This window comes from Streptomyces sp. NPDC047043, from assembly GCF_040644055.1.
GTDB lineage: Bacteria > Actinomycetota > Actinomycetes > Streptomycetales > Streptomycetaceae > Streptomyces.
Window position 1 is genome coordinate 40,009 of sequence record NZ_JBEYVO010000032.1, and the last position, 24,295, is coordinate 64,303.

The window sequence follows — 24,295 nt, forward strand, 5'->3', positions numbered from 1 at the left end:
CTGTCACGCATCCGTGCCGCAGATCTCAGACAGATGTATGAAGGGGCAGGGATTATGCGGGAGAATGCCCGAGTGACGGCCGACGCTGGACCTTTCAAAAACGTGGGTGACTACCAGGAGCTGGTGGACGAGATCTCGGAGCTCCTGGGCGCCCCGGCGACCCTGGAGAACCGCGACTTCGAGCTGATCGCCTTCGGTGCGTACGACAGTGAGGGCGACCTCGACACCTCGGCGCTGGATCCGGTGCGCACCCGCTCGATCCTGACCCGGCGCTCGACTCGGGCGGTCCGTACGTGGTTCGAGGGCTTCGGCATCACACGGGCGACGGGCCCGGTCCGTATCCCGCCCACGCCCGAGGCCGGGGTCTACCGGGGACGGATCTGTCTGCCCGTACGCCATCGGGGTGTGGTCCTGGGGTACGTCTGGCTGCTGGACTCCGATCCGGGCCCGACCGAGCGGCAGCTGACCGCGGCCATGGAGGTGACGGTCCGCATCGGCGCGCTGCTCGCGGACGAGGCCCAGCACGGGGCGGATCTGAGCAGGGAACTGCGGGCCGTGCTGGTCGCCGAGCGGGACTGGCAGCACGACATGGCGGTGACGGAACTGCGCACGGCACTGGGGGCGCGCGCGGACGGCGTCCACACGGTGGTGTGCGTGGCCCCGTGGCCCTCCGACGACCCGGAGGACACCCCGTCGGTGCGTACGGTGCCGGGCGCGACGGCGTTGTGCACGGTGCCGTGGGGTGCGACGGCACACTCCCTGGCGCTGCTGGTCCGGCTGCGCTCGGCCGACGTGCTGACACCGGCGACCTCGGCGGCGGGACGGCTGCTGGAGCAGTCGGGGGCCGGGGCGGCGGCCGCCGGGATCGCCTCCGCGCGGGTGGGGCTCGCCGAGCTGGGGACCGCCTGGCGGGAGGCGTCCGCGGCGGCCCGGGCGGCGCTCGCCGAGCCAAGGCTGGGTCCGGTCGCCGAGTGGGCGCACATCGGCCCGTTCCGCCTGCTGACCGCGATGCCCCCGGAGACGGCCCAGGACCCCGTCGTACACGCCCTGTTGGCACCCGCCCACCGCGAACTCGCCCGTACGGCAGAGGTGTACCTGGACCGCGCGGGCCAAGCGGGCCGCACCGCCGCGGAGTTGGGCATCCACCGCCAGACCCTTTACTACCGTCTCTCCCGCGTCGAGCAGCTCACCGGCCTGGACCTGGACGACGGCGAGGACCGGCTGCTGCTGCACATGGCGTTGAAGGGGGCGCGGTTGTAGGCATGCGGCTGCCGGTGATCGACTGCAGTCGTGCCGCTGCTGATGATCGACCTCGACAACACCCTGGTGGACCGGGACGCCGCCTTCCGTGAAGCGGCGGCCGCCTTCCTCGCGGAGCACGCCCTGCCCGCCGGCGACCTCGCCCGGCTGCTCGCCCTCGACGCGAGCGGCTACACGCCACGGCGGGAGGTCGCCGGGGCCATGACCGACCGCTACGGCCCGGCGGTCCCCGTCTCCGCCGTACGCAGGTTCCTCGATCACGGCGCCGCCGAGCGCGTCACCCTGCCCGAGTCCACCCGGCGCGCTCTCGGCAGGGCCCGCGCGGACGGCTGGACCTGCGTGATCGTCACCAACGGCCGGGTCGCCCAGCAGGAGACGAAGATCCGCAACACCGGCCTGGACGGCCTCGTGCACGGCTGGGTGGTCTCCGAGGCGATCGGCCACAGGAAGCCCGCGCCGGAAGCCTTCGAGGCGGCGGCCGCCATCGTCGGAGCATCCCTCGACGGCGCCTGGGTGATCGGCGATTCACCGCACGCCGACATCCGGGGCGCCATCGGCATCGACGCCCGCAGCGTGTGGGTGTCGGGCGGCCGCCCGTGGACCGAAACGGCGTACCGGCCCACACAGACCGCCACCGACGCCGCATCGGCCATCGACCACGTGACCGGTCGTGCCCCCGGCTACGGTACGAACTCGATCTCGGGGTAGCGCGCGGACGGTCCGGACAGGAGATGTCCGTCCCTGCCGCGCAGGTGGAGGTCGAAGAAGGCGGCCAGGTAGGCGCGTTGGGCCGCGACGGCCCGGTCGGCGTCGATCGTGCCGATGGTGGCGGTCAGGTAGGCGATCACCTCGGGGGCCAACGGCAGTGCCTTTTCCAGCTGTTGGGCCAGGGGCGACAGGTCGGTGTACGTCATGTGCCGCGAGTCGCGCAGCCGCAGGTCGAGGCGCCAGCCGCGCAGCTGCGACCAGAAGTCGGCCCAGGTGTCGTCGGTGTCGCGGCCATGGACCGCGCTGCCCATCAGGAGGAAGGGCCGGTCGAGGCCGGCGGTGCGGGCGGCCCCGTGGACGGCTCCGTCCAGGTTGACGCCGGCGCGGATACGGCGGTCCTGCACCATGACCTCGGCCGTCGTGTCGCCGCCGAGCGAGTGCCCGAACATGCCGACGCGGGACAGGTCGAGGCTGCCGCGCAGGCACCGGGGCAGCGGACGGTGCCCGGCGTCGGGGTTTTGTCCGGCGTTCAGCTGCACCAGCGTGTCCAGCACGAACCGGATGTCGTCCTGGCGCACTCCCAGCGCCTTGAGGATGTCGTCGTCGGTCGCGTCGGCCGGCTGCCTGCTCAGCTCCAGGCGACCGCCGGGGAACTCCACGACCGGGGCCTCGTAGGTGTGGTCGACGGCGACGACCACAAAGCCATGACTGGCGAGGTCCTCGACCAGCGCGGTGCCGAGCGCACGGACCGAGCCGTATCCCGCGGAGAACAGCACGACCGGACGGCCGCGACGACCGGCCGCCACCGGGGCGTCCTCGGCAGCGTGGGTCACGGGAAGGTCGACGTCGTCCAGGGAGGTCCGGATCTGCTGCGCGACCTGCCGCTTCCACACCGCCTCCGCGCCGGTCGGCAGCCAGGGGGCACGCGGTCGGCCGTGGGGGTCGGACGTCGGGTACCAGAGGCTGACCATCAGTTCGCGTGGTGCGGCGGTCGAGGTCCACGGGTCCCGGCGCGAGGAGTCGACGAGGTGCAGCTCCGTCGTGCCGACCTGCGACGGTCCCGTCGGCCCCGACAGCGTCAGCCGTATCCGCTGCGCCCGCTGCCCGGTTTCCGCCCACGCGGTCCGCGTGCCGGTCGCCACGAGGCCCGCCGCCCCGGCCGCCGCGAGTAACGATCTCCTTGCCACTCCGCTCATCAGAACCCCCGAGTCCTGGAGAACCGTCCATCGAGGCCTCGAGGTGCCCGAGACGTCTCAGGAGTCGGCGCCCATGAGCAGATCGCCGACCGCCTCGACCCCCTCGATGATCGCACGGTCCGTCAGATCACCGAATCCCAGGACGAGTTGGGGCGGCGAGGCGGCCCCCGAGGAGCGGCAGGCACTCATGCCGTACAGGCCGACTCCGCGGGCCCGGGCCTCCGCCACCACGGCCCCCTCGTCGGTCCCGGACGGCAGGTGCGCCACCGCGTGGAACCCCGCCGCCAGCCCCGACAGCCGTACGGACGGGGCGTGTCGGGACAGGGCGAAGACGAGGGCGGTGCGGCGGGTCGCGTACGTCGTGCGCATGCGGCGCAGATGGCGGTCGTAGCGGCCGGACTCGATCAGGCGGGCGAGGGCGAGCTGGTCGAGGGCGGGTGAGCCGCGGTCGGCGATGCGTTTGAGGTCGGTGAGGGGTTGGGCTAGTGCCGGAGGGCACAGCAGCCAGCCCAGGCGCAGGGCGGGGGCCAGGGACTTGCTGACCGTGCCGATGGAGATCACCCGGTCGGCGGCCAGGCCCTGGAGGGAGCCCACCGGTTCGCGGTCGTAGCGGAACTCGGCGTCGTAGTCGTCCTCGATCACGTACGCGTCCCTGCGCGCCGCCCACTCGGTCAGGGCGTGCCGGCGTTCGGGCGCGAGCACCACACCCGTCGGCCACTGGTGGGCCGGGGTCACGATCACCGCCCGGGCGCCGGTCGCCTCCAACTGCCGTACGTCGACGCCCGCTTCGTCGACCGGGACCGGTACGGCCGTGAGGCCGGCCGCCTCCGCGGCCGCCGTCGCGGTGGCCGGGCCGCCGGGGTCCTCGTACGCCACCATGCGCACCCCGGAGCCGGCGAGGGCGCGCAGGGCGAGGCCGAGGCCCTGTGCGTAGCCGGAGCAGACGACGGTACGGGCGGGGTCGGCGGCGGCGCCGCGCACGCGCCGCAGGTACCCGGCGACGACCTCGCGCAGGGCCGAACTGCCGCGCGGATCACCGTAGTCGAGCTCGGCGGTCGGGATGGTGCGGGCCGCCTCCCTGGTCGCCCACAGCCAGTCGGCGATCGGGAAGGACCTCAGGTCCGGGACGCCGTGCCGGAAGTCGGCGATCATGCGGGGGCCGGCGTCGGGCGCGGGCGCCGCGGGGACGGCCTCCACCTGGGCGCAGTCCGCGACGCGGGTGGCCGAGCCGACGCGGGTGACGAGGTAACCCTCGGCCTGGAGCTGGGCGTAGCAGTCCTGGACGAGCCCCCGGGACAGGCCGAGGACGCGGGCGAGTTCACGGGAGGACGGGAGGCGTTCGCCGGCCTGCAGCCGACCCGAGCGGATCGCGTCGCGCAGCTGCCGCTCCAGCTGCGCGCACAGCCGCTCCCCGCCGTCCCGGTCGACGGTCAGAAGCAGCTCGGGCGACAGACCGGCCCACTGCAGAGGCATGGAATTGGAGCTTAGCGGGGAGCCGGTCGCTCCCTAGCGTCGTAGGCATGACGACTTCCATGGACGACCCGCAGCCGGACTCCGCCCAGCCGAACGCCCCGCACCCGACCGCCCCTTCGACCGCCCGACCGTCCCTGCTGACCCGGCCCCTGCTGCTCCGCTTCGTGAGCCTGATCGGCGCGAGTGTCAGCTTCTTCCTGCTGCTGTCGGTGGTGCCCGCCTACGCCGCCGGGGCGGGCGGCGGAAGGGGTGCGGGCCTGGCCACCGGCTCCCTGATGCTCGCCACGGTCCTCGGCGAACTGGTCACCCCCCGGCTCGTCGCGCGCTTCGGATACCGGGTGACCCTGATGGCCGGCCTGTTCCTGCTCGGCGCGCCGGCCGTGGTGCTGACGGTCTCCGGGGACCTGGTGTGGATCGTGGCGGTGTGCCTGGTGCGTGGCCTGGGCTTCGCGCTCACGATCGTCGCGGGCGGCGCCCTGACCGCGTCCCTGATCCCGGCGGAGCGGCGGGGCGAGGGCCTGGCCGTGGTGGGCGTGGTCTCCGGAGTGCCGTCGCTGGTCGCCCTGCCGCTGGGCCTGTGGCTGGCCGGGCACGCGGGGTACGGGACGGTCGCCGTGATCGGGGGCGCGGCGGCGCTGGCCGCGATCGTCTCCGTGCTCGGACTGCCGGACCGGCCGGCGGCGTCGGGGGAGTCGGTGGGTGTGGTCCGCGGGCTGCGAACGGGCGCCCTGCTGCGTCCCGTCCTCGTCTTCGCCGCCACCGCCACGGCCGCCGGAATCCTGGTCACCTTCCTGCCGCTGGCCGTCCCGTCGGCATCCGCCCCGGTCGTCGCGGTGGCCCTGTTCGTACAGCCCGCCGCCTCGACCCTGACCCGCTGGCTGGCGGGCCGGTACGGCGACCTGCAGCGCGACCGGCACGGCAGCGCCCGGCTCGTCCTGCCCGGCCTGCTGCTGTCGGCGGCGGGCGTGCTGGTCACCGCCGCGACCGGCAGCCCGGTCGCCGTCGTCGCGGGCACCGCCCTGTTCGGTGCAGGCTTCGGCATCGCCCAGAACGCCACGCTCACGCTGATGTACGCCCGGGTCTCCGCCTCTTCGTACGGCACGGTCAGCGCCCTGTGGAACCTCGCCTACGACGGCGGCATGGGCGTCGGCGCGGCCGGCTTCGGCGTCCTGGCGGGCCTGACCGGCTACCCGTGGGCGTTCGCGGTGACGGCGGCGCTGATGCTGGTCGCACTGATCCCGGCCCTGCGCGACCTGCACCATCCCGCCTTGTGACCCGCACCACCCAGCTATTGAAAACGATTGTCATCATGCTACGGTCGGAACGCTCCCCCTTGACCACCCCTTTACCCGGAGGGTTCCGTGCGCCTGCCCGCCCGCCACCTGCTCTCGGCCGCCGTTGCGTCCGCCCTGCTCACCGGCTGCTTCTCGGGAACCCCCGCCGAGGGCGGCGGTGACGGCCGGCGCATCCGCGTGGCGATGATGCAGCCGCCGCGCTCGGGCCTGTCCCCGCTGTCCGACGACGCGTTCAAGCTGTCGCGCTGGTCGACCGCCGAGACCCTGGTGAAGCTGGACGCGGACGGCGACGCCGAACCCTCGCTCGCCACCAAGTGGACCCAGTCCGGCCGGAGTTGGACCTTCGAGATACGCCAGGATGTCACCTTCCACGACGGCACGAAGCTCGACGCCGAGGCCGTGGTCCGCTCCCTCTCCAGGGCCGCGACCGCCTCCCCCAAGCCCCGCATCCTCGACGGTGTGGACCTCACCGCCGAGGCGCACGGAGACACCGTCACCGTCACCACCGCCGACGAGGACCCGCTCGTCCCGCAGCGGCTGAGCTCGCCGCAGCTGTCGATCCTCGCGGCGAAGGCGTACCGCGGAAAGTCGGTGAACCCGGTCGGCGCGGGCACCGGGCCCTTCGAGCTCGTATCGGTGAACGGCACCTCCTCCGCCACCCTCGACCGCTACGACGGCTACTGGGGCGGCAGGGCCGAGTCCCCCGGAATCGACGTGAAGTTCGTGCCCGACGGCACCGCCCGCGCGGCGGCGCTGCGCAGTGGCGAGGCCGACATCGTCGAGGCGGTGCCCGTCTCGCAGGCCGCGCTGCTCGCCGAGGACCTGATCACCGAGGTCCCGATGCCGCGTACGAACACGCTGTACCTCAACACGGCGAAGGGCCCCTTCGAGGACGCCTCCCTGCGGGCCGCCGCCCGCGAGGCCGTCGACGCCGAGTCGATCGTGAAGGGCGTGTACGAGGGCCGCGCCGACGTCGCCGAGGGGCTGCTGGGGCCCGCGCTGCCGTGGGCGGCCGGGCTGCGCAAGCCGGTGTCCCTCGCGAAGGCGGGCGACCCGGCCGGCCGGACCGTCACCATCGGCACCTTCACCGACCGCGCCGAGCTGCCCGAGGTCGCGGCCGCACTGCAACAGCAGCTGCAGAAGGCCGGGTTCCGGGTGAAGCTGGATGTCCGCGAGTACGCGAACATCGAATCCGACGCGCTGGCGGGCGAGTTCGACGCGTTCGTCCTCTCCCGCGCGACGGTTCTCGACTCCGGCGACCCGGCCGCGTACCTGTACAGCGACTTCGCCTCCGACGGCTCCTTCAACATCTCCCGGCTCGCGGACAGGACCGTGGACAAGGCGCTGAGGAAGGCGGGCGGCACCGCGACCGGCGAGGCCCGGCGCAGGGCCGTCGTCGCGGCCGAGGCAGCCGTGCTCGCCACCGACGCCGCCGTGCCGATGCTCCACGAGCGCGTGATCCAGGGCGATGCCACCGGAGTGGTCGGTGCCGCCCACGACCCGCGCGAGCGGGAGCTGGTCACTGCGGACACGTACGTCAAGTGAGCGTCCGCAGAAGGGGGTTGCCCACCTCGGCCGGGCTGACCCGCGCCCTCTGTCTCGTCGCCGTCGTGGCCGTGGTGGGCCTCCTGCCCTGGCTCTCCGGCAAGGACCCCGCGCTCACGGTCCTGCGCGCCCGCTCCGCCGAGCAGGAGCCCACGAAGGAGGCCCTGGACGCGATCCGGCACGACCTCGGCCTGGGCGCGGGTCCCCTTTCTCTGTTGGGGAGTTGGGCCGGCGACCTGCTGCACGGCGAACTCGGCACCTCCTGGGTGTCGGGCACCGACGTCCTGCCGTCCGTCGTCGCCGGGCTCCAGGTGTCGCTGGCGCTGATGGGCGCGGCCTTCGGTGTGGCGGTGCCGCTGGCGTGCGCGCTGGTGGCGCCGGTGCTGGTACGGGGGCGGGCCTCGGCCGGGGCATGGGCCGCGATGCTCGCCGCCGTACCCGAATTCCTGCTGGCCACCGTGGCTTTGCTGGTGTGCGGGGTGTGGCTGCGCCTGCTGCCGACGTCGGGCTGGCAGGGGCCCGAGTACCTGGTGCTGCCCGCCCTCGCGCTCGGCATCCCGGCGGGCGGGCTGCTCGGCCGGCTGGTCGCGGATGCGCTGCCGGCCGTGCTGGACGAGCGGTGGGTGGAGCTGTGGCGGGGTGCGGGGGTGAGCCGGGCGCGTGTCTCGGGTGCCGCGCTTCGACGCGTACTGCCGCCGCTGGTCCCGCAGTTCGGGATGGTGTCCGTCGGCCTGACCGGTGGCGCGGTGGCGGTGGAGACCGTCTTCGCCGTGCCCGGCATCGGGCGTACGGCGCTGGGCGCGGCCAAGTCGCAGGACCTGCCGCTGCTGCAGGGTGCGGTGCTCGCGCTGCTGCTGCTCGGGCTGGTCACGGGCGCGGCGGCCGCGTTCACACGGCGTCGGCTGCTGGGACCGGCGCTGCGTGACGCCTCGCTCAACCTGCCGCCGACGCGTCCGGTCCGTACACACCCGGCGATTCCGTTGACCCTGTTCACGGCACTCGCCGTGGCGATCGGCTGGGGCCTGCTGCGCGACCCGTACGCCGTACACACCACGGCCAGGCTGGCAGCCCCCTCCTGGTCCCACCCCCTCGGCACCGACGGCCTCGGCCGCGACGTCCTCGCCCGGCTCGGGCACGGGGCCGCCCCGACGGTCGGCACGGCAGCCGCCGTATGCCTGCTGAGTCTGCTGCTCGCCCTGGCGCTCGGTTTCCTGCCGGGCGTCGCGGCGGGCGCGGCCGACATCGCCAACGCGCTGCCCCCGGTGATCGTCGGCATCCTGGTCGCGGCGGCCGCCGGCCCCGGCACCGGCGGCGCTGCCCTCGCGGTCGCTCTGATCTCCTGGCCGCCACTGGCCGCGCATGCGGCGGCGCTGGTGCAGGAGGTGCGTGCGTCGTCCTTCCTGACCGCTCAACGGGCCATCGGCGCAACGCCGTTGTGGATTCTGACCAGGCACGTCCTGCCGTCCGTCGCCGCGCCGGTCGCCCGCCACGCCCTGCTCCGCCTGCCCGGCATCGCGCTCGCGCTCGCCTCCCTCGGTTTCCTGGGCCTCGGCGCCCAGCCGCCCGCCCCCGAGTGGGGACTGCTGCTCGACGAGTCCCGCGCCTACGTGGAACGGGCCGCGTGGGCGGCCCTCGCCCCCGCGGTGGCGCTGGCCCTGCTGGCCGGACTGGCGGTGTCGGGGGCGGCATACGCACAGGGACGGCGTGGCTCCCGCGTCACGGTCACGAAGAAGGAGACCCCCGTTGGAGTCTGAAGAACCGGCGGCTGCGGAGCCGCTGCTCTCCGTCCGTGGTCTGCGCATCGCGTTCGACGGCATCGAGGCCGTACGCGGCCTGTCCTTCGACGTCCGCCCCGGCGAAGTCCTGGCGATCGTCGGCGAGTCGGGCGCCGGCAAGTCCCTCACCGCGCGAGCGCTGCTGGGGATGGTGCCGCGGGGCGCGACCACCGGCGGGAGCATCCGGCTCCTGGGCTCCACGGATCTCGCCGCCCAGCGCGGCCGCCGTATCGCCCTCGTCCCCCAGGACGCCCTCTCCGCCCTCTCCCCCGTCCACCCCGTCGGCGACCAACTCGCCGCCGCCGTACGGTCGGTGGGCCACGTCCCCCGCAGGGAGGCCCGGACCCGGGCCGTCGCCGCGCTCGAACGTGTCGGCATCCCCGACGCCGTACGCAAGGCACGCGCCCACCCGCACGAGTACTCCGGCGGCATGCGGCAACGTGCGGTGATCGCCATGGCGACGATCAACGAACCGGACGTCCTGGTCGCCGACGAGCCGACCACCGCCCTCGACGAGGAACGCCGGGACCAGGTCCTGACGGTTCTCGCCGAGCAGCGCCAGGCCGTCGGCGCGGCGCTCGTCCTGGTCACGCACGACCTCGACGCCGTACGGCGCCACGCGAACCGCGTACTGGTCATGTACGCCGGACGCCTGACCGAACTCGGCCCCGCGGAACACGTGTTGACCCGACCCCTCGCCCCGTACACCGCGGGCCTGCTGGCCTCCCTGCCCTGGAACGCCCGGGGCCGCCGCCTCCCCGCCCTCCCCAGCACGCCCCCCGCCCCGGACGCGCTCCCGCCGGGCTGCGCCTTCGCCCCGCGCTGCACTCTCGCGACGGACCTCTGCCGCCACGAGGAGCCGGAGCCGCAGCGAGTGGGCGGCCGCCTGGTCGCCTGCCATCACCGGGAGGAAGCGTGAGCACACCCCTTCTCGACGTCCGCGACCTCGTCGTCCGCCACGGCACGGTGACCGCCGTGGACCACGTGTCCTTCTCCCTCGCCCCCGGTGAGACCCTCGCCCTGAACGGCCCGTCCGGCTGCGGCAAGTCGTCCACCGCACTGGCGGTGCTCCAGCTGCGCCGCCCGGACGCGGGCGAAGTCCACTTCGAGGGCCGGGAGTTGACGAGACTCCCCGAACGGGAGCTCCGCCCGCTCCGCCCCCGTATGCAGCCGGTCTTCCAGGACCCCTACGGCTCCCTCAGCCCCCGTCACCGCATCCGCGACGCGGTGGCGGAACCCCTGAAGGTCCAGGGCCGCTGGAACGCCACCGACGGCCCGGCCCGGGTAGCCGGACTCCTCGACCGGGTCGGCCTGGACCCGTCGTACGGAGACCGCCGGCCGCACGAGCTCTCCGGCGGCCAGTGCCAACGCGCGGGAATCGCCCGGGCGTTGGCCTCCGACCCGCGCCTGCTGGTGCTGGACGAACCGGTGTCCGCCCTGGACCCGTCGGTCCGGGCCGGCGTGCTGAACCTGCTGGCCGACCTCCAGGACGAGCTCGGCCTCGGGTACCTGTTCATCTGCCACGACCGGGCGGTGGTACGGCACTTCGCTGACCGCGTCCTCGAGATGCGGGACGGCGGCATCAGCCCTTCTGCGCCCCCGCGATCACCCGCCGCAGCCCCTCGGTGAGCTGCTCCGCGTCCGTCGCCGTGTCCGGATCGAAGAGCCACTGCACCATGAGGCCGTTGAGGATGGTCTGGTAGAAGCGGCCCTCCGAGTCGACGGTCTCCTTGTCGAGCTCGGCCTCCGGGACGCCGTTGAACATCGGCACGATCCCCGAGCGGCCCTGCTCCTGCGCGGCGGCGAGCAGCTTGCGCACCTCCTGCAGCCGGTCCGCGTGGATGATGACCTCCAGACTCAGCATCCAGACGGCCCGCGCCTCGGGCAGCGAGCGGATGATGTTCGCCCACACCTCCTGGAAACGCTCCAGCGACCCCGGCGCCGAGTCGGCCTCACCGCCCACGCCCCAGCCGGGGTCGAAGCTGTCGCCGAGGCCCTCGATCAGCGAGACGTACGCCTGCACCAGCAGTGCGTCCTTCGACCCGTAGTGGTAGCCGATCGACGCGAGATTGGTCCCCGACTCCTTGACGATGTCGCGCGCCGTGGTGCGCACGAACCCCTTCCCCAACAGGCAGCGCTTGGCGCCTTCGAGCAGATCCTCACGATGTCCCATGCCCACCACCCTACCCCCGATCCATACAACCGTCCTAGACGCATGACTTACACAAACGTTCTAGACAAGCGTTTAAGACGCCCGTACAGTCCCTGGCATGACGAACTCGACGAGCACCACCACAACCCCGGTCGGCGGGCTCGCCGGCCGCCGCGAATGGACCGCACTGGGCGTGTTGATGCTCCCGCTGCTGCTGGTCTCGATGGATGTCTCGGTCCTCTACTTCGCGATCCCGGCGATCAGCGCGGACCTGGAGCCGAGCGGCACCCAGCAGCTCTGGATCTTCGACATCTACGCCTTCGTCCTGGCCGGCCTGCTGATGACGATGGGCTCGCTGGGCGATCGCATCGGCCGCCGCAGGCTCCTGCTGATCGGCGCCGCCGCCTTCGGCACCGCCTCACTGATCGCGGCGTACGCGAACAGCGCCGAGACCCTGATCGCGGCCCGCGCGGTGCTCGGCATCGGCGGCGCGACCCTGATGCCGTCGACGATGGCGCTGATCCGCACGATGTTCACGGACCCGGGCCAGCGCGCGAAGGCGATCGGCCTGTGGTCCGGCGTGATGACGGCCGGCATCGCGCTCGGCTCGGTGATGAGCGGCGTCCTCGTCCAGTACTTCTGGTGGGGCTCCGTCTTCCTGGTCAACCTGCCCGCGATGGCACTGCTGCTGGTCCTCGGCCCGTTCCTGCTGCCCGAGTCGAAGGACCCGAACCCCGGCCGCTTCGACTGGCTGAGCGTCCCCCTGTCCATGGCCGCGGTGCTCCCGGTGATCTACGGCCTGAAGGAGATCCCGTCGGAGGGCTGGCACGCCGAGTACGTCGTCTCGATCACCGTCGGCCTGCTCTTCGCGACCGCCTTCGTCCACCGCCAGCGCACCGCGGCCTCCCCGATGATCTCGCCGGCCCTGTTCCGCGGCCGCGGCTTCGCCCCCTCCGTCGTCCTCAACCTCATCGCCTCGTTCGCCATGATGGGCTCGGCGTTCTTCACCACGCAGTACCTGCAGTCGGTGCTCGACAAGAGCGCGATGGAGGCGGCCCTGTGGGCGCTGCTCCCCTCGGTGCCGATCGGCATGGCGGCCCCGCTGGCGACGGCCCTGGTCCAGAAGGGCGTCAACCGCGCCTACGTGGTCACCGCGGGCTTCGCGATCGGCGCGGCCGGCTACGCGCTGCTGGCCCTCGCGGACACGGACTCCCTCTGGCTGGTCCTGACCGCGTGCGGTGTCCTCGCCTCCGGCATCGTCATGGTCATCTCCCAGATCACGGACCTGGCGATGAGCAGCGCCCCGGTGGAACGGGCCGGCTCGGCCTCCTCCCTGATGGAGACGGGCGCGGAGTTCGGCGGCGCGCTCGGAATGGCGATCCTCGGCTCCATCGGTACGGCGGTCTACCGCCACGAGATTCCGGGCACAGCCCCCGCTCCGGCCCACGAAACACTGGGCGGCGCACTGGCGGTGGCCTCGCACCTCCCGGGGCGCGCGGGAGACGCCCTGGCGACGACGGCCCGCGAGGCGTTCACGAGCGGGATGCAGGGCGCGGCGATCGCCGGCACGGTGCTGCTGGTCGGGGCGGCGGCGCTGGCGGCGAGGGCCCTGCGGGGGATCCACGTGGCCGACAAGTAGGGGAGAGCAAAGGGCGGCCGAGCTGACTCACGTCAGCTCGGCCGCCCTTTTTGATCTGTCAGACCAGGTTCACCGAGCGGGCGAACGTGGCCCCGATCTCGGCCTCGACCTCGGTCAGCACCCCGGCGGGCACCGTGTCGTCAACGGTCAGCACGGCAAGCGCCTCGCCACCGGCAACGGCCCGCGAGACCTGCATACCGGCGATGTTGATCCCGGCCTCACCGAAGATCCGGCCCACCGTACCCACGACACCGGGACGGTCCTCGTACCGCAGCACCACCATGTGGTCGGCGAGCGCGAGGTCCACGTCGTACTCACCCACGGCGACGATCTTCTGCAGGTGCTTCGGCCCGGCCAGCGTGCCGGACACCGACACCTCCTCGCCGTTGCCCAGCGTGCCGCGCACGGTGACGACGTTGCGGTGGTCGGCCGACTCCGAGCTGGTCGTCAGCCGCACCTCGACGCCGCGCTCCTGCGCGAACAGCGGCGCGTTGACGTAGGAGACCGTCTCGTCGACGACGTCCTCGAAGACACCCTTGAGGGCGCTGAGCTCCAGCACCTTCACGTCGTGCTGGGTGATCTCGCCGTACACCTCGACGTCGAGGCGGACCGCGACCTCGCCCGCGAGCGCGGTGAAGATGCGGCCGAGGCGCTCGGCGAGGGGCAGACCCGGCTTGACGTCCTCGGCGATGACGCCGCCCTGGACGTTCACCGCGTCGGGCACGAGCTCACCGGCGAGGGCGAGCCGCACCGAGCGGGCGACGGCGATACCGGCCTTCTCCTGCGCCTCGTCGGTGGAGGCGCCGAGGTGCGGGGTGGACACGACCTGGTCGAACTCGAACAGCGGCGAGTCCGTGCACGGCTCCTTGGCGTACACGTCCAGACCGGCACCGGCGACCCGGCCCTCCTTCAGCGCCGAGTACAGCGCCTCCTCGTCGACGATCCCGCCGCGCGCGGCGTTGACGATGCGCACGCTCGGCTTGACCTTGCGCAGCGCCTCGTCGCCGATGAGGCCGAGGGTCTCGGGAGTCTTCGGGAGGTGGACGGTGATGAAGTCGGCGACCTCGAGCAGCTCGTCCAGCGACAGCACCTTGACGCCCATCTGCGCGGCGCGCGCGGGCTGGATGTAGGGGTCGTAGGCGACGACCTTCATCCCGAAGGCGGACATGCGCTGAGCGACCAGCGCACCGATGCGGCCGAGGCCGACGACACCGAGGGTCTTCTCGGCGAGCTCGACACCCGTGTACTTGCTGCGCTTCCACTCGCCGTTCTTCAGCGCGGCGTTGGCCTGCGGGATGTGCCGGGCGGTGGCGATGAGCAGACCGCAGGCCAGCTCGGCGGCGGTCACGATGTTCGAGGTGGGGGCGTTGACGACCATCACGCCGGCCTTGGTGGCGGCGGAGACGTCCACGTTGTCCAGGCCGACGCCGGCTCGTGCGACGACCTTCAGCCTGCCCGCGGCGGCGATCGCCTCGGCGTCGACCTTGGTGGCCGAGCGGACCAGGATCGCGTCGACATCGGCGATGGCAGGGAGCAGTTCGGCTCGGTCCGCTCCGTTGCAGTGCCGGATCTCGAAGTCGGGGCCAAGCGCGTCCACGGTCGCGGGCGACAGCTCTTCAGCGATGAGTACGACGGGTTTCGAGCTCACGTGAGTCCTCACAAGTCCAATGCGGACGGCCGTCCCGACGGCCGCAGGCGGTGGAGGTTTGCTAGCCGCGTTGGAGACGCACGACGCTGTGGGCCTGACGCGTATGTACTACGGCAGTGTAGTGGCGCGGCGATGGTCGTCCTGCGCCTCTGCGGAAGGATCACCCGTCCGTGAGTGGACGGACTGGACAACGGGGCCGGAGCGGTCCGCTCCGGCCCCGTGGCCATGAGGCTTTACGCCTCCTCGTCGACCCAGCTCATCAGCTTGCGCAGCTGCTTGCCGGTGGTCTCCAGCAGGGACTCGGCGTCCTTCTGCTTGTACTCGTTGTACTTCTTCAGACCGCCGTGGTACTCGGCCATCCACTCACGGGCGAAGGTGCCGTCCTGGATCTCGGCGAGGACCTTCTTCATCTCGGCCTTGGTGGCGTCGGTGATGATGCGCGGGCCGGTGACGTAGTCGCCCCACTCGGCGGTCTCCGACACGCTCCAGCGCATCTTCTCCAGACCGCCCTCGTACATGAGGTCCACGATCAGCTTCAGCTCGTGCAGGCACTCGAAGTACGCGATCTCCGGCTGGTAGCCGGCCTCGGTCAGCGTCTCGAAACCGGCCTTGACCAGGGCGGCCGTGCCACCGCAGAGAACGGCCTGCTCACCGAACAGGTCGGTCTCGGTCTCCTCGGTGAAGGTCGTCTTGATGACGCCGGCGCGGGTGCCGCCGATGCCCTTGGCGTACGACAGCGCGAGCGCGAAGGCGTTGCCCGTCGCGTCCTGCTCGACGGCCGCGATACACGGAACGCCGCGGCCCTCCTCGTACTGGCGACGGACGAGGTGGCCCGGGCCCTTGGGGGCGACCATGCAGACGTCGACGCCCGCCGGCGGCTTGATGAAGTCGAAGCGGATGTTCAGGCCGTGACCGAAGAACAGCGCGTCGCCGTCCTCGAGGTTGTCCTTGATGGACTCCTCGTAGACCTGGGCCTGGATCGGGTCCGGCACCAGGATCATGATGACGTCGGCCTCGGCGGCGGCCTCGGACGGCGTCACCACGCGCAGGCCCTGCTCCTCGGCCTTCGCCTTGGACTTGGAGCCCTCGTGCAGACCGACACGGACGTCGACACCCGAGTCACGGAGCGACAGCGCGTGGGCGTGGCCCTGGCTGCCGTAACCGATGACCGCGACCTTGCGGCCCTGGATGATGGACAGGTCGGCGTCGGCGTCGTAGAACAGCTCGGCCACTTTGGGTTCTCTCCTTGTGTGCAGGTGTTGCGTCCCACCGTATGACGGCGGGCGGAAGTGAAGTTTCGCGGTCTCGGTATACGGGCGGCCGGAGTCACCCGACCGCCCGAATCCGTCGCTATGCCGACCGGTCGAGGGCGCGCAGCGAACGGTCCGTGATCGAGCGGGCGCCGCGGCCGATCGCGATCGTGCCGGACTGGACGAGCTCCTTGATGCCGTACGGCTCGAGCATCTTCAGCATGGCCGACAGCTTCTCGCTGCTGCCGGTGGCCTCGATCGTGACGGCCTCCGGGGAGACGTCGACGGTCTTGGCGCGGAACAGCTGGACGATCTCGACGATCTGGGAGCGCGTCTCGTTGTCGGCGCGCACCTTCACCAGGACGAGTTCGCGCTGAACGGCCTGGGTGGGCTCCAGCTCGACGATCTTCAGCACGTTGACGAGCTTGTTGAGCTGCTTCGTCACCTGCTCCAGCGGCAGGTCCTCGACGCCCACGACGATGGTGATGCGGGAGATGTCGGGGTGCTCGGTGACGCCGACCGCGAGCGAGTCGATGTTGAAGCCGCGGCGGGAGAAGAGGGCGGCGATCCGGGCCAGGATGCCGGGGGTGTTCTCCACCAGGACGGAGAGCGTGTGCTTGGACATGGTCTTTTTACGTCTCTCTCGCTCAGTCGTCTTCGTTGTCGCCGAAGTCGGGGCGGACGTCCCGGGCGGCCATGATCTCGTCGTTGGAGGTGCCGGCGGCGACCATCGGCCACACCATCGCGTCCTCGTGGACGATGAAGTCGACGACGACCGGGCGGTCGTTGATCGAGTTCGCTTCCTCGATGACCTTGTCCAGGTCCTCCGGGGACTCGCAGCGGATCGCGTGGCAGCCCATGGCCTCCGACAGCTTCACGAAGTCGGGGACGCGGGTGCCCCTGGCCTCCGGGTTGACGTCGTTCGGGCCGGAGTGCAGCACGGTGTTGGAGTAGCGCTGGTTGTAGAACAGGGTCTGCCACTGGCGGACCATGCCGAGCGCGCCGTTGTTGATGACCGCGACCTTGATCGGGATGCCGTTCAGGGCGCAGGTGGTGAGCTCCTGGTTGGTCATCTGGAAGCAGCCGTCGCCGTCGATCGCCCAGACCGTCTGGTCCGGGGCTCCGGCCTTGGCGCCCATGGCCGCGGGGACGGCGTAGCCCATCGTCCCGGCGCCGCCGGAGTTCAGCCAGGTGGCGGGCTTGTCGTACTCGATGAAGTGCGCGGCCCACATCTGGTGCTGGCCGACGCCCGCCGCGAAGATCGTGCCCTCCGGGGCGAGTTGGCCGATCCGCTCGATGACCTGCTGCGGGGACAGCGAGCCGTCCTCGGGCTGGTCGTAGCCGAGCGGGTAGGTCTCGCGCCAGCGGGACAGGTCCTTCCACCAGGCGCTGTAGTCGCCCTGGTTGCCCTCGCTGTGCTCCTTCTGCACCGCCTGGATCAGGTCGGCGATGACCTCGCGGGCGTCACCGACGATCGGCACGTCCGCGGCGCGGTTCTTGCCGATCTCGGCCGGGTCGATGTCGGCGTGGACGATCTTGGCGTACGGGGCGAAGCTGTCCAGCTTGCCGGTGACGCGGTCGTCGAAGCGGGCTCCGAGGGCGACGATCAGGTCGGCCTTCTGCAGCGCGGTGACGGCGGTGACCGCACCGTGCATGCCCGGCATTCCCACGTGCAGCGGGTGGCTGTCGGGGAATGCGCCGAGCGCCATCAGGGTGGTGGTGACGGGCGCTCCGGTGAGCTCGGCGAGGACCTTGAGCTCGGCGGTGGCGTGTGCCTTGATGACACCGCCGCCGACATAGAGGACGGGCCGCTTGGCGGAGGTGATGAGCTTCGCGGCCTCGCGGATCTGCTTGGCGTGCGGCTTGGTCACCGGGCGGTAGCCGGGCAGGTCCATGACCGGCGGCCAGGAGAAGGTGGTCTTCGCCTGGAGGGCGTCCTTGGCGATGTCGACCAGGACCGGGCCGGGTCGGCCGGTGGAGGCGATGTGGAACGCCTGCGCGATGACCCGCGGGATGTCCTCGGCCTTGGTGACCAGGAAGTTGTGCTTGGTGATCGGCATGGTGATGCCGACGATGTCCGCCTCCTGGAAGGCGTCCGTGCCGATCGCCTTGGAGGCCACCTGCCCGGTGATCGCCACGAGCGGCACCGAGTCCATGTGGGCGTCCGCGATCGGCGTGACCAGGTTGGTCGCACCCGGTCCGGAGGTCGCCATGCAGACACCGACCTTGCCGGTGGCCTGCGCGTAGCCGGTGGCCGCGTGACCCGCGCCCTGCTCGTGACGGACCAGGACGTGGCGCACCCGGGTCGAGTCCATCAGCGGGTCGTACGCGGGAAGGATCGCACCGCCGGGAATGCCGAATACCGTGTCGGCCCCGACCTCCTCGAGAGAACGGATGAGGGACTGCGCACCCGTGACGCTCTCGGGCGCGGACTGCTGTCCTCCGGATCGGGGCCGCGGCTGCGGATGGTGGGCCCCGGTGGCCTGCTCGGTCATCGGCATTCTCTTCTCGATGCTGAGGGTTTTTGCGAGGTTTGTGCGGTGTTCAGGCGCTGCACGACTGGTGCCTGTGCAACAAAAAACCCCTCGTGCCGTAAGGCAAGCGAGGGGAGCGCGCCGGGTGTGGTCGCTGGGAGTTCCGGGTCCGTCCGGACATCACCAGCTCAGCCGACGCGCTTTCCAAGTACGAGAATTCGGGTGCGCATGGCACTGACCCTCCCCCCGACGCGCACCACGTGTCAAGTGGGTGGGACGGGAGTCTCATTATGTGAGCGCAGGGCACTTCCGCCTCCCAATACGGCGGGCACACCACCTGTGTACACCCCTGCACCGCCGCCCGCGAACGCGGGCTCGATCGCACCGTGCGGCACCGGATAATGGCCGGATCCGAGCGCCCGCCGCAGCCGGTACTCGTCCAGCGGACCGGAGAACGCCATGCCCTGCCCGTGCGTGCAGCCCATCGCGCGCAACGCGACCACCTGCTCCGGCAGATCCACACCGTCGGCCACGGACTGCAGCCCGAGGTCGGTCGCGATCCTCAGCAGCCCGCTGGTGATCTTGTGCAGCCGCGCGGACTCGACGACGCCCTCGACCAGACTGCGGTCGAGTTTCAGTACGTCGACGGGGAGCCGTCGCAGCGCCGTGATCGCCGCATAGCCGCTGCCGAAGCCGTCCAGGGCGATGCGGACGCCGAGTCTGCGCAGGGCGCCCAGACGTCGCTCCAGTTCCTCCAGGGAGACCTTGGGGTCGGCGTCGGACAGCTCGATCACCAACGCTCCGGACGGCAGCCCGTGCCGGGTCAGCAGGGCCTCGATCGAGCCGAGCGGCATCGACCGGTCCAGCAGCCGCCGGGCGCTCATCCGGACCGCCACGGGCACGGCCAGCCCCGTCGTGGTGCGCTCGGCGGCCTGCTCGACGGCCTCCTCCAGCATCCAGCGGCCCAGCTCGGCGGTCCTGTCGCTGTCCTCGGCCACCCGCAGGAACTCGGCCGGCGTGAACAGCACCCCCTGCGAGGACCGCCAGCGCGCCTGGGCCTCGACCGACGTGATCCGGCCGTCCTCCAGGCAGACCACGGGCTGGTGCAGCAGCGCGAACTCGCCGTCGTGCAGTGCGGCACGCAGGCGCGTGGCCAGCTCCGCCTTCCGTACGACGTCCTGCTGCATCTGTGGTGCGTACAGCTCGACGCGTCCCTTGCCGGACGCCTTGGCGCGGTACATGGCGAGGTCGGCGTTGCGCAGCAACTCGCCCGCACCGAGGCCCGGTTCGGCGAAGGCGACACCGATGGAGGCCGCCACCCGGACATCGTTGCCGTCGATCATGTACGGCTGCGAGAGCGTGATCCTGAGGCGGTCGGCGAGCTCCAGGATGTGCCGTTCGCGCGCGGAGCGGTCACGGGCGCCGTCCCCGACGATCAGGGCCGCGAACTCGTCTCCGCCGAGCCGGGAGGCGGTGTCGCCCTGCCGTACCGCGTCCTGGAGTCTGCGGGCGGCCTGGACGAGCAGCTCGTCCCCGGCCTGGTGCCCGATCGTGTCGTTGACGGCCTTGAAGCCGTCGAGGTCGATGAAGAGGACGGCCGTGCCGCGCAGGGCCGCGCCCCGGTCGGAGGCCCGGCGCCCGGACAGTGCCTGCTGGACGCGCTTGGTGAACAGGGCGCGGTTGGGCAGGTCGGTGAGCGGGTCGTGCTCGGCGTTGTGCTGCAGCTGGGCCTGCAGGCGCACCCTTTCGGTCACGTCCCGGCTGTTGAAGATGAGGCCGCCGTGGTGGCGGTTGACGGTGGACTCGACGTTGAGCCAGCCTCCCCCGCCGCCGGACCGGAAGCGGCATTCGATACGGGTGGTGGGTTCTTCCTGGGGGCTGGCGGCGAGGAAGCGGCGCACCTCGTGCACCACGCAGCCGAGGTCCTCCGGGTGGATGAGATTGGCCAGTTCCGTACCCACCAGCTCCTCGGCAGGGCGTCCGTAGACCCCGGCGGCGGCCGGGGAGACGTACCGGAGGATGCCGTTGGGCGCGGCGATCATGATGACGTCGCTGGAGCCCTGCACCAGGGAGCGGAAGTGGTTCTCCTTCTGCGCCAGTTCCTGGGTGAGGGTGATGTTGTCGAGCAGCATGATGCCCTGGCGCACCACGAGGGCGAGCACGACCGTGCCGCCGGTCAGGAGCACCACTCGGTCGACGCTGCGGCCGTTGAGGACGTTGTAGAGGATTCCCAACGTGCAGACGGCGGCGGCGAGATAGGGCGTGAGCGCGGCCAGGGAGCCGGCGATCGGCCGGGCGGCCGGATACCGGCTGTGATCACCTCCCTGGGGCGTCGCATGGTGCTGGTGCGTGCCGCCCCGGAGGCCGGGCACGTGTTCGTGCACCACGCGCGCGTGCCCGTCGTCCTCCGCGGCCGGCCGGCCGTGCCGGGGCGCGGCCCAGGGGGCGTACGCGAGGAGCAGGGAGCCGGCGAACCAGCCCGCGTCGAGCAACTGGCCCGAGTGGTAGTTGTTGTGCAGCAGCGGTGAGGTGAACAGGGCGTCGCACATGACCGTCAGCGCCAGTGCGCCGATGGCGGTGTTGACCGCGGTGCGGTTCACCGCCGAGCGCCGGAAGTGCAGTGCGAGCACCATGCTGACCAGGGCGATGTCCAGCAGCGGGTAGGCCAGCGACAGCGCGGTGTGCGCGACGCTCGGCCCGTCGAACTTGGCCGCCTGGGCGAGTGCGAGGCTCCACGACAGCGTGAGCAGCGAGCCGCCGATCAGCCAGGCGTCCAGCGCCAGACAGACCCAGCCGGCCTTGGTCATCGGCCGCTTGGCGAGCACCAGGAGTCCCACGATGGCGGGCGGCGCGAAGCACAGGAAGAACAGGTCGGCATAGCTCGGGGTGGGCACCGGCTGCCCCAGCACGACCTCGTACCACCCCCAGACCGCATTGCCGAGGGCCGCCATCGCCGAGGAGAGGGCGAACAGCAGCCAGGCGGATCGAAAGCGGATACGGCGGCTACGGGCGTAGAGGAAGAGCGAGACGGCGGCGGTGCCCGCCGCGGCGCTCAGCCCGAAGTCACCCATGATCAGCGCGACTTCGCTCGAACCCCAGTCGAACGCGGAACCGACGGCGTATCCCGCGCAGACCAGGGCCAGGACGAGTTGGTGGACCAGGCTCGACCCGCCGCGGAAGGCCGGCGGGCGCGGCAGCAGCGGCCCCCGCGAGGGCCGTGCGCGCAGCGCTCGGTCGAGGGTGGTCGTGGGAGGCAGCGGCGAGCTCACCGGATCCTCCCGGTCCGCGCCGCTCCCGGGTCCCGCAGGTCCCGGTGCGCTGGGTGCGCATGCCTCCGGCGGCTGCTGTGCCTGCTGTGGTGATGGTTGTGACGGCAGCCGTGACTGCCGTGGTGACCGCGTCTGCGCGCGGCCGTACGCCAGGGTCGCCTCCGGCGGCCCCGTCGCGTCGGATCGCTCGCCCATAGGCCGTGCATCGCCCGTCGCCCCCCTCACAGTCTGAAATGTTCATCCCCGGCGCCGAACGGTGCGCGGCGCAGCCCCTGCTCGGGACGATACACCAGTCTCGTCACTCAGGGACATAGTTCCTCTACGCTCCGTGACGACCAGCGGCGATGCGAGCACGGACCGCGTCCGCAAGGTTGCGGAGGGTACCGGAAACGGATTGCGCGCCTGTTGCGCCCGTCACGCGGATCGCGCGCCGGACGCTCAAGTCGTCGGGGTCACGCGCCGGTTGCGCCTGTCGTAAGGATCACGTTGCGCAAGGGCTCCTGGTTCACGAATCGGGTCAACTGGTCCACGAGCAGCCGCTTGGCACGGGGCAGGAACGCGGACGTGGGACCGCCGACATGGGGGCTGATGAGGACGCCGGGGGCGCGCCACAGGGGGTGTTCGGCGGGCAGCGGCTCGGGGTCGGTGACGTCCAGAGCGGCGCTGATACGTCCGCTCTCCACCTCGGCGAGCAGCGCCTTGGTGTCGACCACGGGGCCGCGGGAGACGTTGACGAGGAGCGCGCCGTCCTTCATGCGCGCGAGGAAGTCGGCGCCGGCCAGGCCACGGGTGGTCTCGGTCAGGGGCGTGATCAGGACGACGACGTCCGCCTCGGGGAGCAGGGCGGGCAGGTCGGTGAGCGGGTGCACCGGTCCGCGCTCCGTGGTGCGTGCGGAGCGCGCGACGCGCGCCACCCGCGCGACCTCGAACGGAACGAGCCGGTCCTCGATGGCGGATCCGATCGACCCGTACCCCACGATGAGCACGTTCTTGTCGGCCAGTGCGGGCCGGAACCCGCCGAGCCACTCCCCGCGCTCCTGCGCCCGCACGAAGTCGGGAACGCCGCGCAGCGAGGCCAGGATCAGCGTGAGCGCGAGCTCCGCGGTGCTCGCCTCGTGCACCCCGCGCGCGTTGCACACCTGCACGCCCGGCCGCAGGTCCTTCAGCCCCGGCACCAGGCTGTCGATGCCGGCCGACAGTGTCTGCACGACCTCCACGGAGCTCATCCGGGACAGGGGCCGCACCGCGACCTCGGCGGGCTTCATGTAGGGGACGACGTAGTAGGCGCAGTCGGCGGGCTCGGCGGGGAAGTCCTCCTCGCCGTTCCAGAAGCGGTAGTTCGGGCCCTCGGGCAGACCCTCGATCTCGTCCGGCGGGATGGGAAGCCACACGTCAGCAGTCATGTCAGGAGGCTATGTCAGGCCGCCGGGGGCGCAGAGGTTAGGTTGGGGGCTCGGCAGAGGGAGGGTCACGAGCAGGTGGAGCGCAGGACGATCGGCGCGAGGGCGCTCGCGGTGGGGGCCGTCGGACTCGGGTGCATGCCGATGAGCTGGGCGTACAGCGGGTCGCGGCAGCGGGGCGAGGAGTCGCTCAGGGCGGTGCACCGGGCGCTGGACCTGGGCTCGACGCTCCTGGACACGGCCGACATGTACGGCCCGTTCACCAACGAGCTGCTGGTGGGGCGGGTGCTGAAGGAGCGCCGTGAGGACGCCTTCGTGTCGACGAAGGTCGGGCTGCTGGTGGGTGAACAGCACATCGTTGCCAACGGCCGCCCCGGCTATGTGAAGCGCGCCTGCGACGCGTCCCTGCGGCGCCTGCAGGCGGACGTGATCGACCTGTACCAGCTGCACCGCGCCGACCCCGAGGTCCCGGTCGAGGAGACGTGGGGCGCGATGGCGGAGCTCGTACAGGCAGGAAAAGTACGGGCGTTGGGGCTGTGCGCTGTCGGCGCCCGCGGTGGCCGCCGGTCCGGCGGGCGGCTGCACGACGCGACGATCAAGCAACTCCAGCGGGTGCAGCAGGTGTTCCCGGTGAGCGCGGTCGAGGCCGAGCTGTCGGTGTGGTCGCCGGAGGCGCTGGAGTCGCTGGTGCCGTGGTGCGAGGCGCGCGACGTGGGCTTCCTGGCCGCGATGCCGCTGGGCAACGGCTTCCTGACCGGCACGCTGACCCCCGGCGAGGGCTTCGAACCGGACGACGTGCGCGCCCGCCACCCCCGCTTCACCGCGGAGATGATGGCCGCGAACCAGCCGATCGTGGCCGGTCTGCGCCGGATCGCGGCCCGGCACGGTGACGTCACGCCCGCCCAGGTGGCGCTCGCGTGGGTGCTGGGGCAGGGTCGGCACGTGGTCCCGGTGCCGGGGACCAAGCAGGAGCGGTGGGTGGCGCAGAACGCGGCGTCGGTCCGGCTGAGCCTGACGGCACAGGACCTGGCCGAGGTGGCGGAGCTGCCGGGAGCGCGGGGATCGTGGGACTGAAACCGGGCGGGTGGCCGGGGTGTCTCCGATTCGGTCTCACTTGATCGGGAACCTGTGAGGCGCGAGCGGTGTAAGACAAGTAGCACCTGCACGCAGCACCCGCTGCAGGAGACCGCCGCGTCGAAGGGACCAAGATC

Annotated in this window: 18 protein-coding genes; 9 read left to right on the top strand and 9 right to left on the bottom strand. The window is 71.9% G+C overall.

The window, feature by feature from the left end:
- Positions 1-54: 54 nt before the first annotated feature.
- Both ABZ880_RS40390 and ABZ880_RS40395 read left to right on the top strand, forming a co-directional pair.
- Positions 55-1,260 carry a helix-turn-helix domain-containing protein gene (locus ABZ880_RS40390; RefSeq protein WP_361274055.1) on the top strand — a complete coding sequence of 402 codons (1,206 nt, stop codon included), beginning with the start codon at positions 55-57 and terminating at the stop codon, positions 1,258-1,260.
- Positions 1,261-1,290: 30 nt separating this feature from the next.
- Positions 1,291-1,968, top strand: a complete 678-nt coding sequence (locus ABZ880_RS40395) for an HAD family hydrolase (protein ID WP_361274058.1) — start codon at positions 1,291-1,293, stop codon at positions 1,966-1,968.
- On the opposite strand, the gene ABZ880_RS40400 is transcribed toward ABZ880_RS40395, so the two are convergent.
- Together ABZ880_RS40400 and ABZ880_RS40405 are read right to left on the bottom strand one after the other, a co-directional pair.
- Positions 1,941-3,155, bottom strand: coding sequence for a lipase (locus ABZ880_RS40400; protein WP_361274061.1), 1,215 nt, complete (start codon positions 3,153-3,155; stop codon positions 1,941-1,943). The genes ABZ880_RS40395 and ABZ880_RS40400 overlap by 28 nt on opposite strands.
- A gap of 66 nt (positions 3,156-3,221) precedes the next feature.
- On the bottom strand, positions 3,222-4,637 hold the full coding sequence (locus ABZ880_RS40405; RefSeq protein WP_361274064.1) for a PLP-dependent aminotransferase family protein: 1,416 nt from the start codon (positions 4,635-4,637) through the stop codon (positions 3,222-3,224).
- Positions 4,638-4,684: 47 nt separating this feature from the next.
- Between ABZ880_RS40405 and ABZ880_RS40410 the strand changes: the two genes are divergently transcribed.
- From ABZ880_RS40410 to ABZ880_RS40430, 5 genes are all read left to right on the top strand, one after another.
- Entirely contained in the window at positions 4,685-5,911 is a 1,227-nt protein-coding gene (locus ABZ880_RS40410) for an MFS transporter (protein WP_361274067.1), read from the top strand.
- A gap of 87 nt (positions 5,912-5,998) precedes the next feature.
- A complete protein-coding gene (locus ABZ880_RS40415; protein WP_361274069.1) occupies positions 5,999-7,477 on the top strand; it encodes an ABC transporter substrate-binding protein in 1,479 nt (492 codons plus the stop codon).
- Positions 7,478-7,494: 17 nt separating this feature from the next.
- On the top strand, positions 7,495-9,231 hold the full coding sequence (locus ABZ880_RS40420; RefSeq protein WP_361274326.1) for an ABC transporter permease subunit: 1,737 nt from the start codon (positions 7,495-7,497) through the stop codon (positions 9,229-9,231).
- On the top strand, positions 9,221-10,171 hold the full coding sequence (locus ABZ880_RS40425; protein WP_361274072.1) for an ABC transporter ATP-binding protein: 951 nt from the start codon (positions 9,221-9,223) through the stop codon (positions 10,169-10,171). Before ABZ880_RS40420 ends, ABZ880_RS40425 begins: the two co-directional genes overlap by 11 nt.
- Positions 10,168-10,881, top strand: a complete 714-nt coding sequence (locus ABZ880_RS40430) for a dipeptide/oligopeptide/nickel ABC transporter ATP-binding protein (protein WP_361274075.1) — start codon at positions 10,168-10,170, stop codon at positions 10,879-10,881. Before ABZ880_RS40425 ends, ABZ880_RS40430 begins: the two co-directional genes overlap by 4 nt.
- Here the strand turns inward: ABZ880_RS40430 and ABZ880_RS40435 are convergent.
- Entirely contained in the window at positions 10,835-11,425 is a 591-nt protein-coding gene (locus tag ABZ880_RS40435; RefSeq protein WP_361274078.1) for a TetR/AcrR family transcriptional regulator, read from the bottom strand. The two genes, ABZ880_RS40430 and ABZ880_RS40435, sit on opposite strands and share 47 nt — an antisense overlap.
- 97 nt (positions 11,426-11,522) lie before the next feature.
- Here ABZ880_RS40435 and ABZ880_RS40440 point away from each other — a divergent pair, with 97 nt between their 5' ends.
- Positions 11,523-13,043, top strand: a complete 1,521-nt coding sequence (locus ABZ880_RS40440; RefSeq protein ID WP_361274081.1) for an MFS transporter — start codon at positions 11,523-11,525, stop codon at positions 13,041-13,043.
- A 58-nt stretch (positions 13,044-13,101) separates the two neighbouring features.
- Here ABZ880_RS40440 and serA read toward each other — a convergent pair whose 3' ends face one another.
- From serA to ABZ880_RS40470, 6 genes are all read right to left on the bottom strand, one after another.
- Positions 13,102-14,691 (bottom strand): phosphoglycerate dehydrogenase, encoded by a 1,590-nt coding sequence (serA, locus tag ABZ880_RS40445; protein ID WP_361274084.1) that lies wholly within the window; start codon positions 14,689-14,691, stop codon positions 13,102-13,104.
- A gap of 233 nt (positions 14,692-14,924) precedes the next feature.
- On the bottom strand, positions 14,925-15,923 hold the full coding sequence (gene ilvC, locus ABZ880_RS40450) for a ketol-acid reductoisomerase (RefSeq protein ID WP_361274087.1): 999 nt from the start codon (positions 15,921-15,923) through the stop codon (positions 14,925-14,927).
- A gap of 118 nt (positions 15,924-16,041) precedes the next feature.
- Complete coding sequence (gene ilvN / locus ABZ880_RS40455) at positions 16,042-16,566, bottom strand: acetolactate synthase small subunit (RefSeq protein ID WP_361274090.1); 525 nt, start codon at positions 16,564-16,566, stop codon at positions 16,042-16,044.
- Positions 16,567-16,588: 22 nt separating this feature from the next.
- Positions 16,589-18,442, bottom strand: a complete 1,854-nt coding sequence (locus tag ABZ880_RS40460; RefSeq protein WP_361274092.1) for an acetolactate synthase large subunit — start codon at positions 18,440-18,442, stop codon at positions 16,589-16,591.
- Between the two features lie 236 nt (positions 18,443-18,678).
- Positions 18,679-21,684 (bottom strand): EAL domain-containing protein, encoded by a 3,006-nt coding sequence (locus ABZ880_RS40465; protein WP_361274094.1) that lies wholly within the window; start codon positions 21,682-21,684, stop codon positions 18,679-18,681.
- A gap of 452 nt (positions 21,685-22,136) precedes the next feature.
- Positions 22,137-23,087 (bottom strand): 2-hydroxyacid dehydrogenase, encoded by a 951-nt coding sequence (locus tag ABZ880_RS40470; RefSeq protein WP_361274097.1) that lies wholly within the window; start codon positions 23,085-23,087, stop codon positions 22,137-22,139.
- 75 nt (positions 23,088-23,162) lie between these two features.
- Here ABZ880_RS40470 and ABZ880_RS40475 point away from each other — a divergent pair, with 75 nt between their 5' ends.
- Positions 23,163-24,158 (top strand): aldo/keto reductase, encoded by a 996-nt coding sequence (locus ABZ880_RS40475; RefSeq protein WP_361274100.1) that lies wholly within the window; start codon positions 23,163-23,165, stop codon positions 24,156-24,158.
- Positions 24,159-24,295 lie beyond the last annotated feature (137 nt).

Coding starts and splice junctions, on each gene's coding strand:
- ABZ880_RS40435 (WP_361274078.1), bottom strand. CDS start 11,425: ATGGGACATCGTGAGGATCTGCTCGAAGGCGCCAAGCGCTGCCTGTTG.
- ABZ880_RS40460 (WP_361274092.1), bottom strand. CDS start 18,442: ATGCCGATGACCGAGCAGGCCACCGGGGCCCACCATCCGCAGCCGCGG.
- ABZ880_RS40405 (WP_361274064.1), bottom strand. CDS start 4,637: ATGCCTCTGCAGTGGGCCGGTCTGTCGCCCGAGCTGCTTCTGACCGTC.
- ABZ880_RS40470 (WP_361274097.1), bottom strand. CDS start 23,087: ATGACTGCTGACGTGTGGCTTCCCATCCCGCCGGACGAGATCGAGGGT.
- ABZ880_RS40410 (WP_361274067.1), top strand. CDS start 4,685: ATGACGACTTCCATGGACGACCCGCAGCCGGACTCCGCCCAGCCGAAC.
- ABZ880_RS40390 (WP_361274055.1), top strand. CDS start 55: ATGCGGGAGAATGCCCGAGTGACGGCCGACGCTGGACCTTTCAAAAAC.
- ilvN (WP_361274090.1), bottom strand. CDS start 16,566: ATGTCCAAGCACACGCTCTCCGTCCTGGTGGAGAACACCCCCGGCATC.
- ABZ880_RS40440 (WP_361274081.1), top strand. CDS start 11,523: ATGACGAACTCGACGAGCACCACCACAACCCCGGTCGGCGGGCTCGCC.